Source organism: Lachnoanaerobaculum gingivalis, assembly GCF_003862475.1.
Taxonomy (GTDB): domain Bacteria; phylum Bacillota; class Clostridia; order Lachnospirales; family Lachnospiraceae; genus Lachnoanaerobaculum; species Lachnoanaerobaculum gingivalis.
Genome location: NZ_RRCO01000003.1, coordinates 200905 through 220362 on the forward strand (window position 1 = coordinate 200905; position 19458 = coordinate 220362).

Sequence of the window (19458 nt, forward strand, 5' to 3'; positions counted from 1 at the left end):
TCTCGCTAGCTTGCATCTGTTTTCACAGATCTACTGTTTTTTTAAGGTTGTTCTATCGCACTCGTTTTACTCGTACGAAGAACTACTTTTTCACTAAGATATGAAACAAGCTTTCGCTCGTTTTCATCAAGTGAAAAATGCATCTGAAATCTCATCAATTATTATTAAAATAATCAAGTTATTTTCAGGGTTGTGTGTACTGTTTAATCTTAAATTATCAAGGTTCATTCGCTTCGCTGTTTGAAACAGCCTAGCTATTATATCAAGTCCATTTCACTTTGTCAACAACTTTTTAAGTTATTTTGAAAAGTTTTTCTGAACTTTCTTCGCTCTTTTTGAGCAACTTTGATATAATATCATTTTTTTCAAATAATGTCAATAGTATTTTTCTATTATTTTTAGAAAAATTTGATTTTAATTCTCCGTCTTTTTAGGACAGTGGTATTATTCTACACCTTATACACTGTCCTGTCAACCTCTGTTTTTTATTTTTTTCTTAATCCTAGGGTGAAAAGTTTATTTCCACAACCCCTATGCTAAAGTTGCGTTTAGTCTTACACATATTTCAACTTTTACAATAGTTGCGTTTAGTAGTACAATTCAGATAAGACAGCTACCGGAAAGGTAGGTAACACTATTACATCTTTAAACTCATTTTCACATTTAACCCTTGAAGATAGACGAATTATTCTAACGGGTATTACTAACGGCTCCACTAAGACTGCTATTGCTGAAACTATTGGTAAAGATAAATCAACTGTTTGTAAAGAAATCAAGTCACATCGTAAGCTGACATACAGGTGCAGCATGCCGCTTGAATTTAGTAACTACAAGAAGTGCCCTTTTGGACGTGAATGCAAAACTGATTGTATACTTTACTCTCCATTCCACTGCAAAAGACGTGACCGCTCTCCCGGTGCCTGTAACGGCTGCACAAACTGGCGTCATTGTCGTTTTAACAAATATAAATATTCTCCGGAAGATGCATGGAATGATTATCATTATACACTGGTAGACTCCAGACAAGGAGTAAATCTTACAGTTAAACAAGCTAAGGACATTGCTGATGTGATAGCACCACTCCTTAAACAAGGTTTATCTCCATATCAAATACTTGCTTCTCACTCTGAACTTGGTATTTCTGAAAAGACTTTATACAACTACATAGAAGGCGATATATTTCATGAAATAGCCGGTATAAGCGTTCTTGACCTTAGAAGGCAAGTCTCTCGTAAAATTCCAAGAAAGAAGTCTAATGGTTTTAAGAAAAGGGCTGACAACAAACATCTGATTGGACGTAACTACAATGACTATAAGCAATATATTGACGAAAATCCTAATGCTCTTATAACGCAGATGGATACAGTCTATAACAACGAAACCACAGGTCCATTTATCCAAACTTTTAAGTTTATTCCATCAGGCATCCTATTTGCAATCTACCAAACTGAAAAGACTTCCACTGCTATGAAGAATGGAGTCGATACTTTAGAAGACATTCTCGGCAATGATGTATTTAGAAAATATGTAAATGTCTTGCTAACTGATAGAGGTTCTGAATTTTATGCGGCAAAGGATATGGAAACAGATATAGATGGCTCCACACGCACCAGGGTATTCTACTGTGACCCGATGCAATCAGGTCAGAAAGGTTCTCTTGAAAACAATCACATACAACTACGTTACATACTTCCAAAACAAACAGACTTGACGTCTATTGGCTTAATCAATCAAAACTCCCTTAACCTTGTTATAAGTCATATAAATTCTGCACCTGTTGAAAAATTTGGTGGCAAGAGTCCTTTAGAGGTTGCTTCCTTTATGTATCATGACCTCTATGAAAAACTTATAGCATATGGTATCAAGGAAATAGAAAAAGATAGGATTGTTTTAAAACCCTATCTTCTAAAAAATAGATAACTCTTATTATAGGTAGCTGTCAAGAGCGTCTCAAACAGGTATTTTACAAGTGGAAGTTAGTCCTACACTCAAAAAAATTCGATTAAAATCCACTTATTTGTGATGCAAAAAATTACACCTATACGCCCAAATAGCTCCCTATAATATTTATATTGTAACAGTTATTGCACCTTTTTAGTAGTATAAATGTTATATTTCTTTGATTCTGTAACACTAAATGCAACTTACATAATTTTACTTTTTAAGTTGAACTAACATTTACACTTCAGCTTTTTTTCTTAATCGCCAAAATAAAATCTTATACTCTCAGTGACCACTCTCTACAGTCAATTGTTCTTGTTATAAAGTCTTCGTAAAAATCAGGCTCGTGGCAAATCAGTAGTATACTTCCCTTATATGCCTTCAATGCTCTTTTCAATTCATCCTTTGCATCCACATCCAAATGGTTTGTAGGCTCATCCAAAAAAAGTATATTTGTAGGCCTGTTAATAATCTTACACAATCTTACCTTTGCCTGCTCTCCACCCGAGAGTACTCTGAAAAGACTCTCTATATGTTTTGTAGTCAGACCGCATTTTGCCAGTGCGGATCTTACCTCATACTGACTGTATCCCGGAAATTCGCTCCACAGCTCCTCAATACAGGTGTTTTTTGATTTATTGTCGCTTTCCTGCTCAAAATACCCTATCTCAAGATAGTCTCCCAGAACAGTTTTTCCTGACAGTGCCGGTGTAAGACAAAGTATACTCTTTAAAAGAGTTGACTTTCCTATACCATTTGCACCGAACATTGCTATCTTTTCTCCTCTTTCCATTCTTACATTTATAGGTTTTGAAAGTGGTGAGTCATAACCTATTACAAGATCCGTAGTTTCAAAAATAGTCTTACCCGGTGTTCTGGCCTCTTTAAAATTAAACTCAGGCTTCGGCTTTTCCGCCACAAGTTCTATGATATCCATCTTATCAAGCTTCTTTTGTCTGCTCATTGCCATGTTTCTTGTAGCAACTCTCGCCTTATTTCTGGCAACAAAATCCGCAAGTTCTTCTCTTTCCTTCTGCTGACGATTATATGCCGCTTCCAGCTGTTTTTTCTTAACCTCATAAACCTCAAGGAATTTATTATAATCTCCTACATATCTGTTTAGTTCCTGATTCTCCATATGATATATGATATTTACAACAGAATTTAAAAAAGGTATATCATGAGAAATTAGTACAAATGCGTTCTCATAATCCTGCAAATATCTTTTCAGCCACTCAATATGCTCGACATCCAGATAGTTTGTAGGCTCATCTAAAAGCAAAATATCCGGTTTTTGTAAAAGAAGCTTTGCCAAAAGGATTTTTGTTCTTTGTCCTCCGCTAAGCTCCGTTACATCTCTTTCAAGTCCGATATCTGTAATCCCCAGTGCATTTGCCACATCTTCGATTTTGGCGTCAATAGTATAGAAATCATGTGCCATCAAAAGTTCCTGAATAGTACCGAGTTCTTCCATAAGCTCGTCCATCACGCTTTCATCAGCTGTAGTAAGCAAGTCACAGATTTCATTCATTCTTTTTTCCATATCAAAAAGATGATCATAGGCTCCCTTTAATGCATCTCTTATACTGATTCCCTCTTCCAATACAGAATGCTGATCCAAGTATCCTATCTGAACATTTTTCGCCCATTCTATCTTGCCCTCATCAGGCATCAATTTTCCTGTAACTACACTCATGAATGTAGACTTACCCTCTCCGTTGGCACCAACAAGTCCTATATGCTCACCTTTTAGCATTCTGAAGGAAACATTGTCAAAAATAGCTCTATCACCAAAACCGTGGCTCAAATTTTCCACATTCAAAATACTCATTATACGTCTTTTCCTTTTGCTTTAATATTTTTTTCTATACTCTTTCTTGCAATCATCATCTGATGTCCGCAGCCTACACATTTTAGTCTCAAATCTTGTCCGATCCTAAGCACTTCCCACTCATGAGAACCGCATGGATGCGGCTTTTTTAATGTAAGTATATCTCCTACATCTATTTTTATCATTTATTCAACTCTCTCACTAACACCGGCAAGGCTTTTTCAAATTTTACTCCATACCAATGATCATCATCGTCAATTGTCTTTGTTATAGCTTCCGAAACAAATTCGGCGGCAACCTTTGCAGCCTCTCTAAAGCTCTTTCCATGCATCAATCCGCCTGTAAACGCCGCAGCATAGCAATCGCCTGTACCATGTGCATCTTTTTCTATTCTGTCAATGTAGAAAATTTCAATATTTTCAGTATCACCTTCAAATACGGCTATTCCAAGCTTGCCTTCAATATTTCTGATACCTTTTAATATTATATTCTTTGCGCCGAGATCCCTAAGCTTATGTATAATGCTCATAATATATTCACCGCTTTGATTATCAAGTACTATCTCACTGTCTGTAAGTAAAGCGGCTTCCGTCATATTCGGAAGTACAATATCACTTGCACCTACAAGATTTCTCATTTCTTTTACAAAATCTTCATCAAAGCCTGTATACAGTTTTCCGTTGTCCGCCATAGCGGGATCAACTATTCTCATTCCGTCTTCTTTTAAAAGATTGCTGAACAAATCAATTACAATCTCAATCTGCCTCTTACTTCCGAGATAACCCGTATATATTGCATCAAAGTTTATACCTTCTTTTTTCCAATGCTCCATAATCTTTGGCAGATCCTCTGTCAGATCTCTGAAAGTAAATCCGCTAAAACCGCCTGTATGGGTGGAAAGTATAGCGGACGGCATTATAGCCGTCTCAACTCCGCAAGCTGAAAGTATCGGCAATGCCACTGTAGTGGAACACTGTCCGAAACAAGAAATATCCTGTACTGTTAACACTTTTCTATTCATAAACCCACCTCAACAAATATATTTTTATTTACTGAATTTTTCTATTTCTTCAAGCGCAATTTCAATTAACTGCTGCTTTTCTTCAGGCTTTAATCTGTAAACCGTCTCTTTATCTCTCCAATTTTTTATTACTTCCTCAACGCTTGGACGCTCCTCATCCTCATCATATACATCAGGATCTGAAAGATTTGCAATACCTTCACGCAAAATCAAAAGTTCAAAATGATGGCTTTTTGTCTTTTTATTATTGGGAAAGGTTTCATTAAGCCTGTCCTGTTCCCAACTCTTTTGCTCTTCTCCGAAAGGATAGAGTTTTTTATAATATCTGTCCATCTTCTTCTTTTTCTGCTTTGCTGTTTCAAAACTGAACCAATCTGCTATTCCCATGTTTTTACCTTGAGTACTTTTCTTCTATTTCACTGATAATATCAAGTCTGTTTTGATGTCTGCCGCCTTCAAACTCAGTCTCAAAGAAACTGTCAACTATCATCTTAGCCATTTCAGATCCGACCACTCTTGCACCGAATGCAATAATCTGAGCATTATTGTGAAGTGCAGCCATCTTTGCGGAATAAGGTTCTGAACAAACCGCCGCTCTGATTCCCGGTACCTTGTTTGCAGCCAATGATATTCCTATGCCTGTACCGCAAATAAGTACTCCCTTATCCACTTCTCCTGAAACTATAGCCTCTGCAACATCTCTTCCGGGTACCGGATAGTCACATCTCTCCCCGGCCTTTGCCCCAAAATCCACAACTTCAAAGCCTGCCGCTGTCAAATGCTCTGTAATAATGTCCTTCAGCTCAACTGCCGTATGGTCATTTCCTATTCCAATTCTCATATTTCCTCCATATTTACAAGAGTTCCTTATAAACCTCTCTCTTTTGTATTCCTCTATCCTTTGCCACTGCCTTCATTGCCTCTTTTTTGTCCATACCCTCAGCTATATATTTTTCATAATGCTCTCTGATACTGATTTCTTCAAAGGACTTCTGTCTCTCTTCCTTTTTTTCCAAAAGGCTCTTTCCCTCTATAACCAGTACATATTCTCCCCTGATTGCAACCTTTTCAGACTCATAATCAGATATTATTTCCGCAAGTCTTCCTTTTAAAACCTCTTCATGCAACTTTGTAATTTCTCTTACTATGGCAATATTTCTATCCCCCATATACTCAAAAAGTTCCTTTAAGGTCTTTAGCAATCTATGCGGTGCTTCATATAAAATCAGAGTTCTGCTCTCTTGCGAAAGTTCAGTCAAGATTTCCTTTTTCTCATTCTTATCCGCAGGCAAAAACCCTTCAAAAGCAAATCTTCTTGAACTTATACCGCTTATTGCAAGTGCAGATACTACCGCACTGGCTCCGGGAACAACGGTAACCTCTACTCCCTCTTTATATGCGATATCCACCAATTCATAACCGGGATCTGATATCGCAGGCATTCCTGCATCTGAAACAAAGGCAATATTCTTGCCTTCTTTTACTTTTTCACAAAGCTCATATGCCTTATCTATTTTATTATATTCATGGTATGAGGTCAAATGTCCTTTTATTTTAAAATGATTCAAAAGCCTTATGGTATTTCTTGTATCTTCACAGGCAATAATATCTACATTTTTCAATGTTTCTATCGCCCTCATGCTGATATCGGAAAGATTTCCTATAGGTGTAGCCACCAGATATATTTTACCTGCCATATATTTTCAACACCTCATCCGTATATATATTTTTATCCTTATAAACTGCCAAGGGCGGCTCCACATCCAGCCATACACCCGATCCCTTTACCCCCTCTATTAAAACAAGATTTGCCTTACTTTCCATATATGGGTGTACAAATCTCATTCTCTTAGGTTCTATTCTGTTTTTCTTTAATGCCGCAAATATTTCTGAAAGTCTGCTTGGTCTGTGTATCATAAAAAACTTTCCGTTTTCTTTTAACAGCTTACCTGCAATCTCCACCACTTTATCAAGGTCTGTAAGAAGTTCATGCCTTGCAATAGCAAGCGGTAAATCCGGATTTTTTATAGCCGTAGTGTCCTTCATATACGGTGGATTCACACTGACGGTATCCACACTGCTATGCTTTATGTATTTTAGCGCATTAGCAATATCATCATTTATTATATCAATTTTTTCTTCCAAGCTATTGTACTTTACACTCCTATTTGCCATTTCGGCAATATCTTCCTGTATTTCAATACCTGTTATTTTTTTTGCCTGAGTTTTCGCACTCAAAAGCACCGGTACAATGCCGCTTCCCGTACAAAGGTCCACAGCATGACCGCCTCTTTTTACTTTAACAAAATTTGCCAAAAGTACCGCATCTATACCGAAGCAAAACTTCGTCGGATTTTGTATAAGGAAGAGAGCCTCACACTGCAAATCATCCAGCCTCTCTCCCAATTCTTCCCTTATCAATTCTTCTTTCATTATCTTAAGCTTGTATCCTTATCTCTTTTAAAGAATACTCTTCAATTTCCTTCGCATCCTCCGATTTTGTCACAAGCACCTTTACAGTTTGTCTGAGTACACTGGTGGAAACTATTACTCCGGTCTCTCCTGCAGGTGTTGACACTGTAACACCTTCTCTTGGCATCTTTTTATTTAAATACTCATATGTATCGGATTCGTTTTTCAAACAACACATCAATCTTCCGCATACACCGCTGATTTTAGCAGGATTTAAAGACAGACTTTGTTCCTTTGCCATCTTTATTGACACAGGTACAAAGTCGGACAGATAACTGTGACAGCAAAGCGCTCTTCCACATGAACCCATGCCGCCTACCATCTTGGTTTCATCTCTTACTCCTACCTGTCTGAGCTCTATTCTTACTCTGAAAATAGATGCAAGTATTTTTACCAGTTCTCTAAAGTCAACTCTGCATTCTGCGGTAAAATAAAATAAAACCTTTGCATTATCAAATGTATACTCTGCAGAAATCAGTTTCATAGGCAAATCAAGTTCAATGATCTTTGACTTGCAAATATCAAAGGCCTCTTTTTCCTTCTTGAAGTTTTCCTCACAGATACAAATATCCTCAGGACTTGCCTTTCTTATTATCTTTTTTAGGGGATTATCATAAGTCTCGCTGAGTTCCCTGGCACCCAATATGACTCTGCCGCATTCAATGCCTCTATCAGTCTCCACTATTACTCTATCATTAACATCTATATCAATATCATCAGGATCATAGTAGCAGATGTTACCTACATCTCTAAACCTAACGCCTATTACTCTCATTTTTTTCTCCTATTTTCTAAGGCCAATAAAAAGCAATTCCATCACCGTATCTCCGCTTACATTGGAGTTTAGCCTAGTCTCCGTTTCATCTATTAAATCTATTATACTGTTAATCTTTTTAAGTGTATATTCTCTGGAAAGCCTTAGTATAATGCTTTCCTCCCTTATAAATACAAGGTTATCTATCTTCTTTGTAAGCTTTAAGATACATATATCTCTATACCAGAGTCTTAGAAAATTTATAAAATCCTTAAATCCTCCGGTTCTTTTTTTCAACTCCCCTATAAATAAAAGTATATCATTTATAGATGCTTCTGAAATCTTTTTCAAAAACTCTACATTTTGATTATACATACCGGCAAAATCCTCAGATTCAGCCATTGCTTTTGCAATCCCCGGTGCACCGTTTGAATACGAGGCTACCACCGTAGCCAGATCTTCACTTGCACCTTTTTCAACAAGCCATCTCTTTATTCTGTCATTACTTACCGCACTCAACAAAAGCTTTATGCATCTACTCCTTATTGTTTCAAGAAGTAAACTCATATTTCTTACCAAAAGTAAGATAACTACATACTCGGGCGGCTCTTCTATAGTCTTTAACAGTGCATTCTGCGCCCCCACAGTCATCTTATCCGCCTCATCTATTATATATATCTTTACTTTTCCATGATATGGTCTGATTGAAACATCATTAACTATATTTTCTCGAATCCTGTCAATTCCGATAGTTTCTTTGCCTTCGGCATCCATATAAAAAAAATCGGGATATGCATCCGCCAAAAACTGCCTGCATGCAGGACACTCTCCGCATCCTGTATGCTTCTCACATATAAGTTCCATAGCAAACTCTCTTGCAATTTTAGACTTTCCTATTCCCTTGTCCCCTGCAAGTATATATGCATGTGATATCGACTGTTTTATTATTGACTCCATTAGATGATGCCTTATCTTTTCATTTCCTAGAATAAAATCACTCATCCTGTATCTTTATTCCCATATCTTTTTTTATTTCCAGTATGCACTTATTTAAATCTTCATTGACATATTTTTTTGTAATTCCCGAAGCTTCAAGTCTCATAGGTGAGAAATCCTCCTCATCCGCTAAAAATCTTCTGCAAAGTTCGGCATACTGCGGCTCCGATTGCACCATCTCTCTGTTTATAGCCCTCTGCAATCTGATACCGTCACTGAGTTCTATAAATATAGGTACAACATTTTCCGCACCATAGTACTCTTTTATTTTTTTATAAGAGTCCAGAGTTCCTATTATAAGATAATTTTTACTTTCAAGATGCAATGATCCGTCATCAATAGTTGCATATATCCACGGACCTTTAACTGTATTATAGGTCCTCATCTCTATAAGTTTACCCTGTTTTCTATATTCCTCTATAACGGATTCATCTACAAAATGGTAATCAACCCCATTTTCTTCCCCATCCCTTATAGGTCTTGTGGTATATGTTATAAGTCTCTTTGTTCTCGGGCACTCCTTATACAATCTTTTAAAGATAGTATCTTTTCCGGAAGCACTCTTGCCCATTACATAATAAATTTTTCCCATTTTACTTATGGGTCCAGTCCATAGACCCTTTTCCCTTTTTTAATATATTCTTGCAGCAACTCAAAACCGGCTCGATCTATTATATCCCCCTTCTTTATAACCGGTACACCGGGCGGATATATATATATGTTTTTTTTCGCAATCTTATTTAGATACTTTTCATCAAGATTTGATGTAGACTCATGTTCTATATAAACGAAATTTTTATCAATATCACTTAAGGCCTTATACAGCCTGTCAAAATCATCTTCACTGTCACAAACCGTACTGTACGCAAGTACAAATCTCGGTCTGCTCATTTCAGTTTCAATATTGTAGGATTCCCTGAGTATATTTGCCAATGTAATCCCGTCAATATTATCGGAGTAAATTACAAGTTTTGTAAAGTCATATCCAAGTCCTGTATTTTCCTCCCATAAATGAATACTTTTACAACTTGAAACTTTTTCTCTGAAGCTTTTCAGACTCTTTAAATAGTGAGATACATATGCATAACTTTTACTCATATATCGTATACAGGCATCAATACCTGCCATAAAGACATATGAAGGCGAGCTGGTTTCAAATATATGGAGTGACTCTTCCAAGCATTTTTCATCAATCAACTTTGATTTTAAATGACAAAGTGCCGTTTGAGTAAGTGAAGGCAAAGTTTTATGCAGACTTTGTACCACAATATCCGCTCCCAAACTTACTGCCGATGAAGGAAACTCCATATCATATGTATTTGTCAAATCGACATATTTTTTTGTTGTTTTTTCTATATAAGTAAGGTGGGCACCATGTGCTTCATCCACTATAACCGGGATATCATACTCATGCAAAGTTTTTGCAATCAATTGTATATCGGATACGACTCCCTCGTATGTAGGTGAAGTAAACAGTGCTGCCACTATATTTTTTTCCTTATTTATTTCTAAAAGCGCTTTCACACTCTTTGCATCACATTCTTTTGCAATGCCTAAATTATTATACCCTATACTTACATATATTGGTATCAAATCTAACAATTCAACGGCGTTATATACACTGAAATGTGCATTATCCGCTACTATTATATATGATTTTTTATTTTTATAATCACCTGTAAATGCACAGGCTCTTATACTTGCAAGTATACCACAGCTTGAACCATTTATTAAGTAGTATGTTTTATTAGTTTTATATATATTTTTTGTAAACTCCATAGAGTCTTTTATAATGCCTGTAGCATCATGTAAATTATCAGTGCCCTCTACCTCAGTCAGGTCCATCTCATAGATATCTGTCATCATCTCTTCTATTTCTTTCGGCACTTTTCTTTTATGCCCCGGCATATGCATAGGCAATATACCGGAGCTGACATATTCTTTTAATTTATATGCTAAAAAATTTTTATTCATTATCTGTATCTTTTCTTGTAGCGTAATTTTTCCAAGCCTTCAAAGCTAAAAGTACAGCTGCTGCTATACATATAATATCTATCACTATAGCTGCAATCTGCCATCCCATCATACCTAAGTTAAGGTTTTCAGGTGCATATGCTCTACTGTTGACAGTTGTATACAGTATATTATGTGATGCTTTTCTAAGCGCAATCACTGCTGTAGCGCTCTTATCCTTTACATAATTATAACCTGTATCAATTGCTGTAAGGCAGAAATCATTACCGTTTCTTATATATCTGTCGGCATTCATATAACCATATCCACCGGCACCGAAATAATCGGTAAGTACCATACCTCTAAAGCCCCACTCATCTCTTAGAATTTTATTGAGAACTTCATTTGATGCGGCTGCAGGTGTTATTCCGTAGTGATTGAACGAGCTCATCACCGCTTTTGCTTTTCCTTCTTTTACACATATTTCAAAAGGACGAAGATATATCTCTCTTACGGTCTGCTCATCCGCCCAAGTCATAAGCTGATAGTTTCTGTTGGTCTCCTGATCGTTTAGAGCAAAATGTTTAATATATGCATATACTCCATGATCTTCAGCACCCTTTACAGCTTCTGATGCAAGCTTTCCTGCAAGTAAAGGATCTTCCGAGAAATACTCAAAGTTTCTTCCTGCAAATGCACTTCTATGTGTATTCATAGCCGGTGCATACCATCCTGAAACCTCCATCTCATTTGCCATCTTTCCGATGCTGTCTCCAAATGAATGTGCAAGGTCTGTATTGAAGGTATTAGCAAGCATTATTGTTGCGGGAAGTCCTATTGAACCCTTCTTTGTAAAGTTATTGTTTATTGAAGAAGGTCCGTCACAGTCGACTGTCTGTACTTTACCTATTTTTCCTATTGTTGTTGTCTGATATCCTCCCAGAGCTACAAGTTTTGACATATCATCAAAACTCAGATTGTCAAGAAGACTCTCCCAGGCTTCATCATCATAGTCAAGTTCTCTGAGGTCTGCAAGTTTTATTTTATTATTTGCATTTGTCTTAGGCATCTTATCGGATTCAATATCAAATTTTTTGCCGTCATAATTACTGTTATTTAAAAATTCAGCCTTTTTATCTGCCGGAAGCACAAAATTTGTAGGCGCCTTTGTTGCTTCCTCAAGATTTGCAAATTTATCCTTTCTTGAAAGTACTGTAAAATCGCCTCTCATATCATCAAGTTTGCTTGTAGCAACAGCATCATCACTGCTTCTTTTATTTGTATCACCATAAACTATATCATCTTCAAGAGGAAATGTCCTTGTATCAAGTATATTATGAGAATCTTCCTGTAAGCTGATCTCATATACTCCCTTTTCAAGTACATAAGCCTTTTTGATTTTTTCATCAAATGATGCCATATCTTCAACCGCAAAAGTAATCTTTACAGTCTCACTTTCACCCGGTTGTAAAAGCTTTGTTTTGGCAAAGCCTACAAGGTTTGTACTTGCCTTTTCGATACCTCCGTTTGTATAAGGAGGATTAAAGTATAACTGTACAACATCTTTTCCTGCAACATTTCCTGTATTTGTCACCAATACGTCGATACTTATCTTACCGTTATTTGCAACTATCTCTCCCATTTCCTTTGTGAAGTTGGTATAAGAAAGTCCGTAACCGAACGGATACTGTACATATCCGGCGTAATTTATAGCACCCTCTTTAGCTGCGGTCTCATAGAATCTGTATCCTACATAAATACCTTCAGCATAGTTTATAAAACTTGGGTTATGTGATACTCCTCTGTCCTCTACGGCAAACTCATCCATATTTGTATAACGGAAATCTCCGAAGTTATTATAGCTTGGTGTTGTTTTTAAGTCATATACAAAAATATCGCTTGTCTTACCTGAAGGATTTACCTCTCCGTCAAGAATCTTACCAAGAGCATTAAATCCTGTCTGTCCCGCTCCCGGGCACCAAATCACACTTGTTATATTCTCATATTCATTTACAAAACCAAGTTCCATAGGATTTGAAGCATTTATGATTACAACAATGTTTTTAAATTTCTTATTTACCGCATCAAGCATCGCTGTTTCTCTGTTTGAAAGTTCCAAATAGCTCTTATCTACATCCAAGTCGTCCTTTTGATCACTGTATCTGATACCCTTTGACCCGAAAGTACCTCCGTCCACAAATGTATCTTCAACACCGGGATCAAGGCTTCTCGGTAAATCAGCCCCTTCACCTCCCGATCTTGCAATAACAACTACAGCTTTATCGGAATAATTTCTTGCATTATCAAAAATATTTGCCTCATTATATTGTTCAATTGAAGGCTCAGGTATAGTCCAATCCTGTCCCCACATTCCTACTGTAGGTCTTGTCTGCCTGAAATCTGTATAAAACTTTACAAGTTCCTCATTTACCTCAAATCCGGCATTCTGTAATCCTTCAATAAGTGATACCGTAGGGAATGAATCGTTAAGTCCTCCTGAACCTGTACCGCCGTATAAAGGATTGGTTGACGACCAACCGAAGAGATTAATTTTTGAACCCTTTTGAAGCGGAAGTGTCGAGTCATTCTTTAAAAGTACAATACCCTCACTTGAAATTTCCTCACCTAATGACTTTGCTTCGTTTAAAGACTGTTCAGTTATAACTCCCCTTCCTGTTGCAAGTGTTATCATAGTCTTTAAAGGTCCGTTTATCATAAGATTGATACTTAAAAGTGTTCCAAGTCCAAAAACAAGCCATGAAGCCGTTATTGTAAGGTTCTTACGTGCCGACTTCTCCTTTCTTGTGATAAACATGACCACAAGGGCCGCCACAAAAAGTGTCACTATAGCCACAAGGTGTGGCGCTATAGATTTGATAACACTTATTACATCCGCCATATTAACAGCTAACATAATACTCCTCCTATTTATTTTTTCTCCGGCATTACAATGTATTTCATTGTCGGATAGCTGATAACCACCTGAACAATAATATTTACTGCATTAGCCAGCGTAGGTACAATACTTGCACTGATTCCTATATCCCTGAAAAATTTCTGTGAATATGCAGGCAGTGCAGCAGAAATAATGATCAATACAAAGGCAAGCATAATATACTTCGGTATAGCATCCTTAAATACCGCATTTGATTTAAATACAAACTGCTTTTGAACAAAGAAATTTACAGTCTGAGCAAGTGCGGTAGCCACAAGGAAACTTAAAAAGCCTGCCGTCCCAAGGTTTTTTTCAATATTTTCCGCATAATTAAAAATCAAAAATTTAAACGGTATCTGATGCCATCCAAACCCTGTAAATGTAGCCGTGCCGATCCACATAACTATAAAATTTACAATTGTCGCCACATTTGAGAGAATATTAAATTTAATAAACTCCCACAGATTCGGATGCGCTTCTATCCATTCTTTTACTACATTCATAACTACTCTCTATCTTCTCTTTGAAGGAACTTTTCTTTATATATCTTATTGGCCTTTCTGTTTTTAAAATATCCCTTTATAATACCTGTAATCCCCTTAAAGAAATGTCCGTTTACCAACAGTAATATAGCATCTACCATCTCCATACTTACCTGTCCGTTACTCATTTTTCCGATAGCTCTAAACGGCATATTAAACTGGAAAAGAGTATTAAGATCCGGTACTCCTTCTTCAAGCGACTTTTTCAGCCTCTTATCAAGTACCTTATATACATGTCTTGCAATAAAGCTTTTTGCATAATACATCTGACATAATGCATCATTGATTCCAAGTTCCCCGCTCCAGCGTCCATCAGGTATTTCCCTTCCAAGCAAAATCCTGTACTCTTCATCACTTACATTTGCTACATTTCCGTCAAAGTATGAAGGCAAATCACTCCTATTATATGGGAAAACTGTTGTATTACCTTCAACACTTACTTTAGACTGCAATCTGATATCTACACAACTGCTTCCTATATATATATCATATTCTCCGGTCTCAATCTCAAAGGCATTTGTCGCTACATTATAAAACCTGAACGATTTATCATCAAATAAAATAGTGACTTTTTTCTTTTCACCCGGATTTAAATATACCTTTTCAAATCCCTTTAATTCAAACTTTGATCTGAATATATTCGATTCCTTCAATCCTATATAAAGCTGCGTAATCTCCTCACCTGCAAACTTACCCGTATTTTCAATATAAAAGCTTACCTTATTTCTATCTGCCTCTATATCACTATACTTAAACTCCGTATAGGAAAGTCCATATCCGAAAGGATACATTACAGGTATATTTGCTGTAGTAAAATATCTGTAGCCTACAAATATACTCTCTCTATATTCCGAAGTCCTCTCTTTTGAAGGATAATACTTTATGTTCGGAACATCCTCATACTTTTTTACAATACTTTCAGAGAGCTTGCCGCTTGGACTGTACTTACCGCTAAGCAGTTCAAATATCGCACCCATGCCTGCCTGACCGAAGAGATATCCGTGTAGTATTCCCTTTAAATTCTTTTCCCAAGGCATTTCAATACACGAGCCGGCACTGATTATACCGACTATATTTTCATTAACCTTTGAAAGCTTTTCCAATAATGTTATCTGATTGTTTGGAATTCTAAGATGAGTTCTGTCAAGACCTTCCGATTCACTCGCCTCATTAAGTCCGAAGAAATAAAGTACAATATCCACCTGCTTTGCAAGCTCTATTGCTTCATTTACAAGGGATTCATCCTCTTTATCCGCTCTTGAATATCCATGTGCCATACCGATTATATTTAGGTCAAGCTTCTTTATAAGCCTTTGTGCATTCTCCACTATTGTCGCATTCACCATAGAAGATCCCGCTCCCTGATATCTTGGGCTAAATGCAAAGTCACCGATAATCGCTACCTTTTTACTCTTATCAAGCGGCAAAATGTTTTCCTCATTTTTTAAAAGCACAATACTTTTTCTTGCAGCCTCTCTTGCAAGCGCATTATTGTCTTCAAACATCTTCGCCTTATCTTGCGGCTTTTTCTTATTCTTTGTAGCCAATGTGATATCTATCAATTCATCCACTCTGGCATCAATATTACTTTCACTTATCTTACCGGTCTTTAATGCCTCCAAAAGCTCTCTTGCGCTGTCAAGTCCCGGAGCCGGCATTTCCAAACTTGAACCGTTTTTTACCCCTAAAGCATGATCGTTTGAAGCTCCCCAGTCGGTAACCACCATACCGTCAAAGCCGATATCTTTTCTTAAAATATCCGTCAGAAGGTGCTCATTCTCATTTGCATACACACCGTTGACCATATTGTAACTCGTCATTAGAGATTTCGGTTTACCTTCTTTTATAGCTATTTCAAAGGCGGTGATATAGATTTCTCTAAGCGTTCTCTCATCCAGTACCGAATCCATAGCCATTCTGCGAAGCTCCTGTGAATTTACGGCAAAATGCTTCACACAGGCGGCTATTCCGTTACTTTGTATCCCCTTTATCATAGCCGCCGCAAGTTTTCCGCTAAGATACGGGTCTTCCGAATAGTACTCAAAATTTCTTCCGCATAGCGGATTTCTCTTTATATTTATTCCGGGTCCCAAAAGTACATTTACATCCTCTGCCGCCGCTTCAATTCCCAGTCCTTCTCCCACTTTTTCAAGAAGGCTTACATCCCAGCTGTTTGCCAAAGTAGCCGCAGTCGGAAAACATGTTGCAGGTACGGAAGCATTCAACCCAAGGTGGTCACCTTTTCCTGCCTGCTTTCTTACACCTGTAGGTCCGTCAGCATGGTGAAGAACATCAACCCCTATAGAAGAAAACGACCTCGTATCCCAAGCATTTTTACCTGAAAGATATGCGCATTTTTCTTCCATTGTCATTTTTTCAATAATATCCCTATGCTTCATTCTCCTCCTTATAGAAAACTTATTCCCGCTCTTTCTACATCATGGTAAATTCAGCAAATAAATTTACCTCTACACCCGTCTATATTATAGTATATATTAAAAAAAGTTGTGTATGTTTTCAAAATATTTTTTATACAAAAACAGGGAGTCTTAAGACTCCCTGTAACCATTAATAGCTTAACAACCAATTTAAACTTCCGGCTCTATAATACCGTATTTTCCGTCTTTTCTCTTATAAACTACGCATACCTCATCGCTGATTGCATTTCTGAAAACATAGAAATCATGTCCCAAAAGTTCCATCTGCAAGCATGCCTCCTCAGGATCCATAGGCTTGATACTGAATCTCTTTGTCTTTACGATCTTTATCTCGTCTTCATCGTCTCCATAGGTAGCTTCATCGTTTATAAAGAAATCCGAGAATGACATTGCAGCCTGTTTTTTATCTATAAGCTTATTTTTAAACTTTTTAATCTGCTTTTCTATTATGTCTTGAACTTTATCTATGCTGACATACATATCTTGGCTAACTTCCTCAGCTCTTATAAGCCCCTGCTTTGTAGGAATAGTAACCTCAATCTTATGTGCTTCCTTTTGCACACTTAATGTAATTCTTGCCTCTGTCTCAGCTGTAAAATACTTTTCTAATTTCTGAAGCTTCTCCTCTACCGCCTTCTTCAAACCATCAGTAATTTCAATATTTCTTCCAGTAATTGTATAACGCATATGTATAAGCTCCTTTTCTTTTTTATTTGTCTATAGTATACCACTTTGTAAACAAAAATTCAATTTGAATTTGTAATTGTACTGTCAATTTGATTAATTTTTTCAACTAATATGATTTTTATTAAATTTTCATCCAATTGTATTTTCCGAGTAAAATTGCACTTTTATATATTTTAGCTCATAAAATCTACAAATTTATCTCAAATGCAATCTTTACTCTATGGGGATAAAGCACTCAAATTGTGGATAAGTCGGTTTATAACTTGGAAACAGCCTATTTATTAGCTTTCTAAGACCTGTAAAACCCACTATTTTTGTGGATAAAAATGTGGATAATGTTGACAAGTCTTTTAAAACATAAAATTTATGCACTTTGCTGTTTCGTATCAAACCTAAGAATTCAGACTTGACAATAAAATTATATACTACTTTTAATATTCTAACTGTCTTCCGGTAATCGTACAGCCCTTAAAGACTCCTGCTCCACCTTACAATTATTTAAAAGCATAAAATCCAATACTTCTGAATACTCTTTAAGGTTTTCTCTGTTTTTCTCAATCATTCTGATATCTGATATATTAAGTTCCTTGTATATTCCTGCTTCATAAAATCTTTTCAATGTATTTATATCCATAAGGAGAGGCTTAAACGGTATACCTGTTTTCTCTTTTAAGTTTTCAAGTATTAAAAATCCGTAGATATCTATATCCCCCTCATGTAGATATTCACAGGATTTATTATTTTTATATATTTTTTCAAGTAATTCTTCCTTTGATTTATTGTGATATCCTCCAAGATAGATATATACCGCTTCTTTCTTATTTTCATCATGATATGTAGTCAGATTTTCCACTGTAATAACAGCTTTTGTAAGTACCTTTATATTTCTTATTCTTTTAAGTGAAGCATTGGAGAGAGCTATTCCGTCCGGTAACTCCACAGCATATATTGTAGAATTTTCAAAACTTATTATCACATCTCCCTTTATATATACATATGTAGGATTCTCATACAAATTATAATATTCAAGTATCTTATCCTTTTCTATAGGATCATCCGTATAATCAAATAATATATTCTCTATACAGGACTTAAATTCTTTTTGAAATCTCTTTGAATCTTTGAATACCGCCGTTGAGAAATTTCTGATGTAGCTTTCCTTTTCTATCTTAAATACAGCTTCCAATATTGTAAGTACATCTTTTAACCTTTTACCGTCATATCTTAAATCATATGGCAGCTTCCCATAGTTAATAGCCAAATTCATCCAGTCGGATATTATATTATTTAGCAGCCTATACTTACTGTTTGCAAATGAGGACAGAATTTGTTTTATATATTCACATTGTTCCGGAATACTTTTTCTGTTTAATTTCTTATAGCAATCCGCTATTCTGTCAATATTTAATCTAACCTTACTGTAGATACCTGTTGATTCAAGCTTTGATATTATCAATCCTTCATTTATCAACTTTTCTATGGCTGCATTTATATCCTTATACGCATTGTGATCGTATCTGTCCACATATTCCGGGTAGGTCTTTTTTATATCTATTTGTATTGCACGTAAAGAAGAAGGCTCTTTTATATAATACTCTCTTCTTTCATACATATCCACTAAAGTATTTAAAATATCCTTACTATAATCCATCTTCCAACCTCTCACATTTCTTAATCAATTATACGTCATATTATTGTATTATATTTTAAACAAAGTATAATAATATTGTTGTCGCACCCAATCTGACAGCAGAAAGGGGGTGTCTACGTGATAGAAATCATATCTTTTCTTATCTCTGTAGCGGCAAATGTAGCCAGCTACTACATTTGTAAATGGTTAGACAGAGATCATAGCGACAACTAGCCTGAACGGATACTCAAACCGTAT

The 19458-nt window shown here is 36.3% G+C and carries 17 protein-coding genes; 1 reads left to right on the plus strand and 16 read right to left on the minus strand.

Translation table 11 applies throughout. The annotated features are described in order from the left end of the window. The first annotated feature begins 636 nt into the window (after positions 1 to 636). Complete coding sequence (locus EHV10_RS07795) at positions 637 to 1920, plus strand: helix-turn-helix domain-containing protein (RefSeq protein ID WP_128674152.1); 1284 nt, start codon at positions 637 to 639, stop codon at positions 1918 to 1920. 298 nt (positions 1921 to 2218) lie between these two features. Here the strand turns inward: EHV10_RS07795 and EHV10_RS07800 are convergent, their stop codons facing one another. The 16 genes from EHV10_RS07800 to EHV10_RS07875 all read right to left on the minus strand — a co-directional run bounded on the left by EHV10_RS07800 (position 2219) and on the right by EHV10_RS07875 (position 19221). Then, positions 2219 to 3772 (minus strand): ABC-F family ATP-binding cassette domain-containing protein, encoded by a 1554-nt coding sequence (locus tag EHV10_RS07800; protein WP_128674153.1) that lies wholly within the window; start codon positions 3770 to 3772, stop codon positions 2219 to 2221. Then, positions 3772 to 3957, minus strand: a complete 186-nt coding sequence (locus tag EHV10_RS07805) for a DUF951 domain-containing protein (protein ID WP_128674154.1) — start codon at positions 3955 to 3957, stop codon at positions 3772 to 3774. The genes EHV10_RS07800 and EHV10_RS07805 overlap by 1 nt, the downstream gene beginning before the upstream one ends. Further along, positions 3954 to 4793, minus strand: a complete 840-nt coding sequence (locus EHV10_RS07810; protein ID WP_128674155.1) for a pyridoxamine kinase — start codon at positions 4791 to 4793, stop codon at positions 3954 to 3956. The genes EHV10_RS07805 and EHV10_RS07810 overlap by 4 nt, the downstream gene beginning before the upstream one ends. Positions 4794 to 4817: 24 nt before the next feature. Beyond that, the gene (locus tag EHV10_RS07815) at positions 4818 to 5180 is read right to left on the minus strand and encodes a hypothetical protein (protein WP_128674156.1); all 363 of its coding nucleotides are present in this window, start codon (positions 5178 to 5180) and stop codon (positions 4818 to 4820) included. A 4-nt stretch (positions 5181 to 5184) separates the two neighbouring features. Continuing rightward, a complete protein-coding gene (gene rpiB / locus EHV10_RS07820; protein ID WP_009662137.1) occupies positions 5185 to 5634 on the minus strand; it encodes a ribose 5-phosphate isomerase B in 450 nt (149 codons plus the stop codon). Positions 5635 to 5647: 13 nt separating this feature from the next. After that, complete coding sequence (gene rsmI, locus EHV10_RS07825) at positions 5648 to 6490, minus strand: 16S rRNA (cytidine(1402)-2'-O)-methyltransferase (protein ID WP_128674157.1); 843 nt, start codon at positions 6488 to 6490, stop codon at positions 5648 to 5650. Then, positions 6480 to 7226 carry a tRNA1(Val) (adenine(37)-N6)-methyltransferase gene (locus tag EHV10_RS07830; RefSeq protein WP_128674158.1) on the minus strand — a complete coding sequence of 249 codons (747 nt, stop codon included), beginning with the start codon at positions 7224 to 7226 and terminating at the stop codon, positions 6480 to 6482. Before EHV10_RS07830 ends, rsmI begins: the two co-directional genes overlap by 11 nt. A 4-nt stretch (positions 7227 to 7230) precedes the next feature. Further along, entirely contained in the window at positions 7231 to 8040 is an 810-nt protein-coding gene (locus EHV10_RS07835) for a PSP1 domain-containing protein (protein ID WP_128674159.1), read from the minus strand. 9 nt (positions 8041 to 8049) lie between these two features. After that, on the minus strand, positions 8050 to 9021 hold the full coding sequence (gene holB, locus EHV10_RS07840) for a DNA polymerase III subunit delta' (RefSeq protein WP_128674160.1): 972 nt from the start codon (positions 9019 to 9021) through the stop codon (positions 8050 to 8052). Continuing rightward, positions 9014 to 9607, minus strand: a complete 594-nt coding sequence (locus tag EHV10_RS07845; protein WP_128674161.1) for a nucleoside/nucleotide kinase family protein — start codon at positions 9605 to 9607, stop codon at positions 9014 to 9016. The genes holB and EHV10_RS07845 overlap by 8 nt, the downstream gene beginning before the upstream one ends. A gap of 5 nt (positions 9608 to 9612) precedes the next feature. Then, positions 9613 to 10989 carry an aminotransferase class I/II-fold pyridoxal phosphate-dependent enzyme gene (locus EHV10_RS07850; protein ID WP_128674162.1) on the minus strand — a complete coding sequence of 459 codons (1377 nt, stop codon included), beginning with the start codon at positions 10987 to 10989 and terminating at the stop codon, positions 9613 to 9615. After that, positions 10982 to 13882: a glycoside hydrolase family 3 N-terminal domain-containing protein gene (locus EHV10_RS07855; protein ID WP_128674163.1), complete on the minus strand. Its 2901-nt coding sequence runs from the start codon at positions 13880 to 13882 to the stop codon at positions 10982 to 10984. The genes EHV10_RS07850 and EHV10_RS07855 overlap by 8 nt, the downstream gene beginning before the upstream one ends. A gap of 14 nt (positions 13883 to 13896) precedes the next feature. After that, the gene (locus tag EHV10_RS07860) at positions 13897 to 14406 is read right to left on the minus strand and encodes a GtrA domain-containing protein (RefSeq protein ID WP_128674164.1); all 510 of its coding nucleotides are present in this window, start codon (positions 14404 to 14406) and stop codon (positions 13897 to 13899) included. Between the two features lie 2 nt (positions 14407 to 14408). Continuing rightward, the gene (locus tag EHV10_RS07865) at positions 14409 to 16844 is read right to left on the minus strand and encodes a beta-glucosidase (protein WP_128674165.1); all 2436 of its coding nucleotides are present in this window, start codon (positions 16842 to 16844) and stop codon (positions 14409 to 14411) included. A 189-nt stretch (positions 16845 to 17033) separates the two neighbouring features. Further along, positions 17034 to 17570 carry a ribosome hibernation-promoting factor, HPF/YfiA family gene (gene hpf / locus EHV10_RS07870; RefSeq protein ID WP_128674166.1) on the minus strand — a complete coding sequence of 179 codons (537 nt, stop codon included), beginning with the start codon at positions 17568 to 17570 and terminating at the stop codon, positions 17034 to 17036. A 439-nt stretch (positions 17571 to 18009) separates the two neighbouring features. Next, complete coding sequence (locus EHV10_RS07875) at positions 18010 to 19221, minus strand: Wadjet anti-phage system protein JetD domain-containing protein (RefSeq protein ID WP_128674167.1); 1212 nt, start codon at positions 19219 to 19221, stop codon at positions 18010 to 18012. Positions 19222 to 19458: the final 237 nt, after the last annotated feature.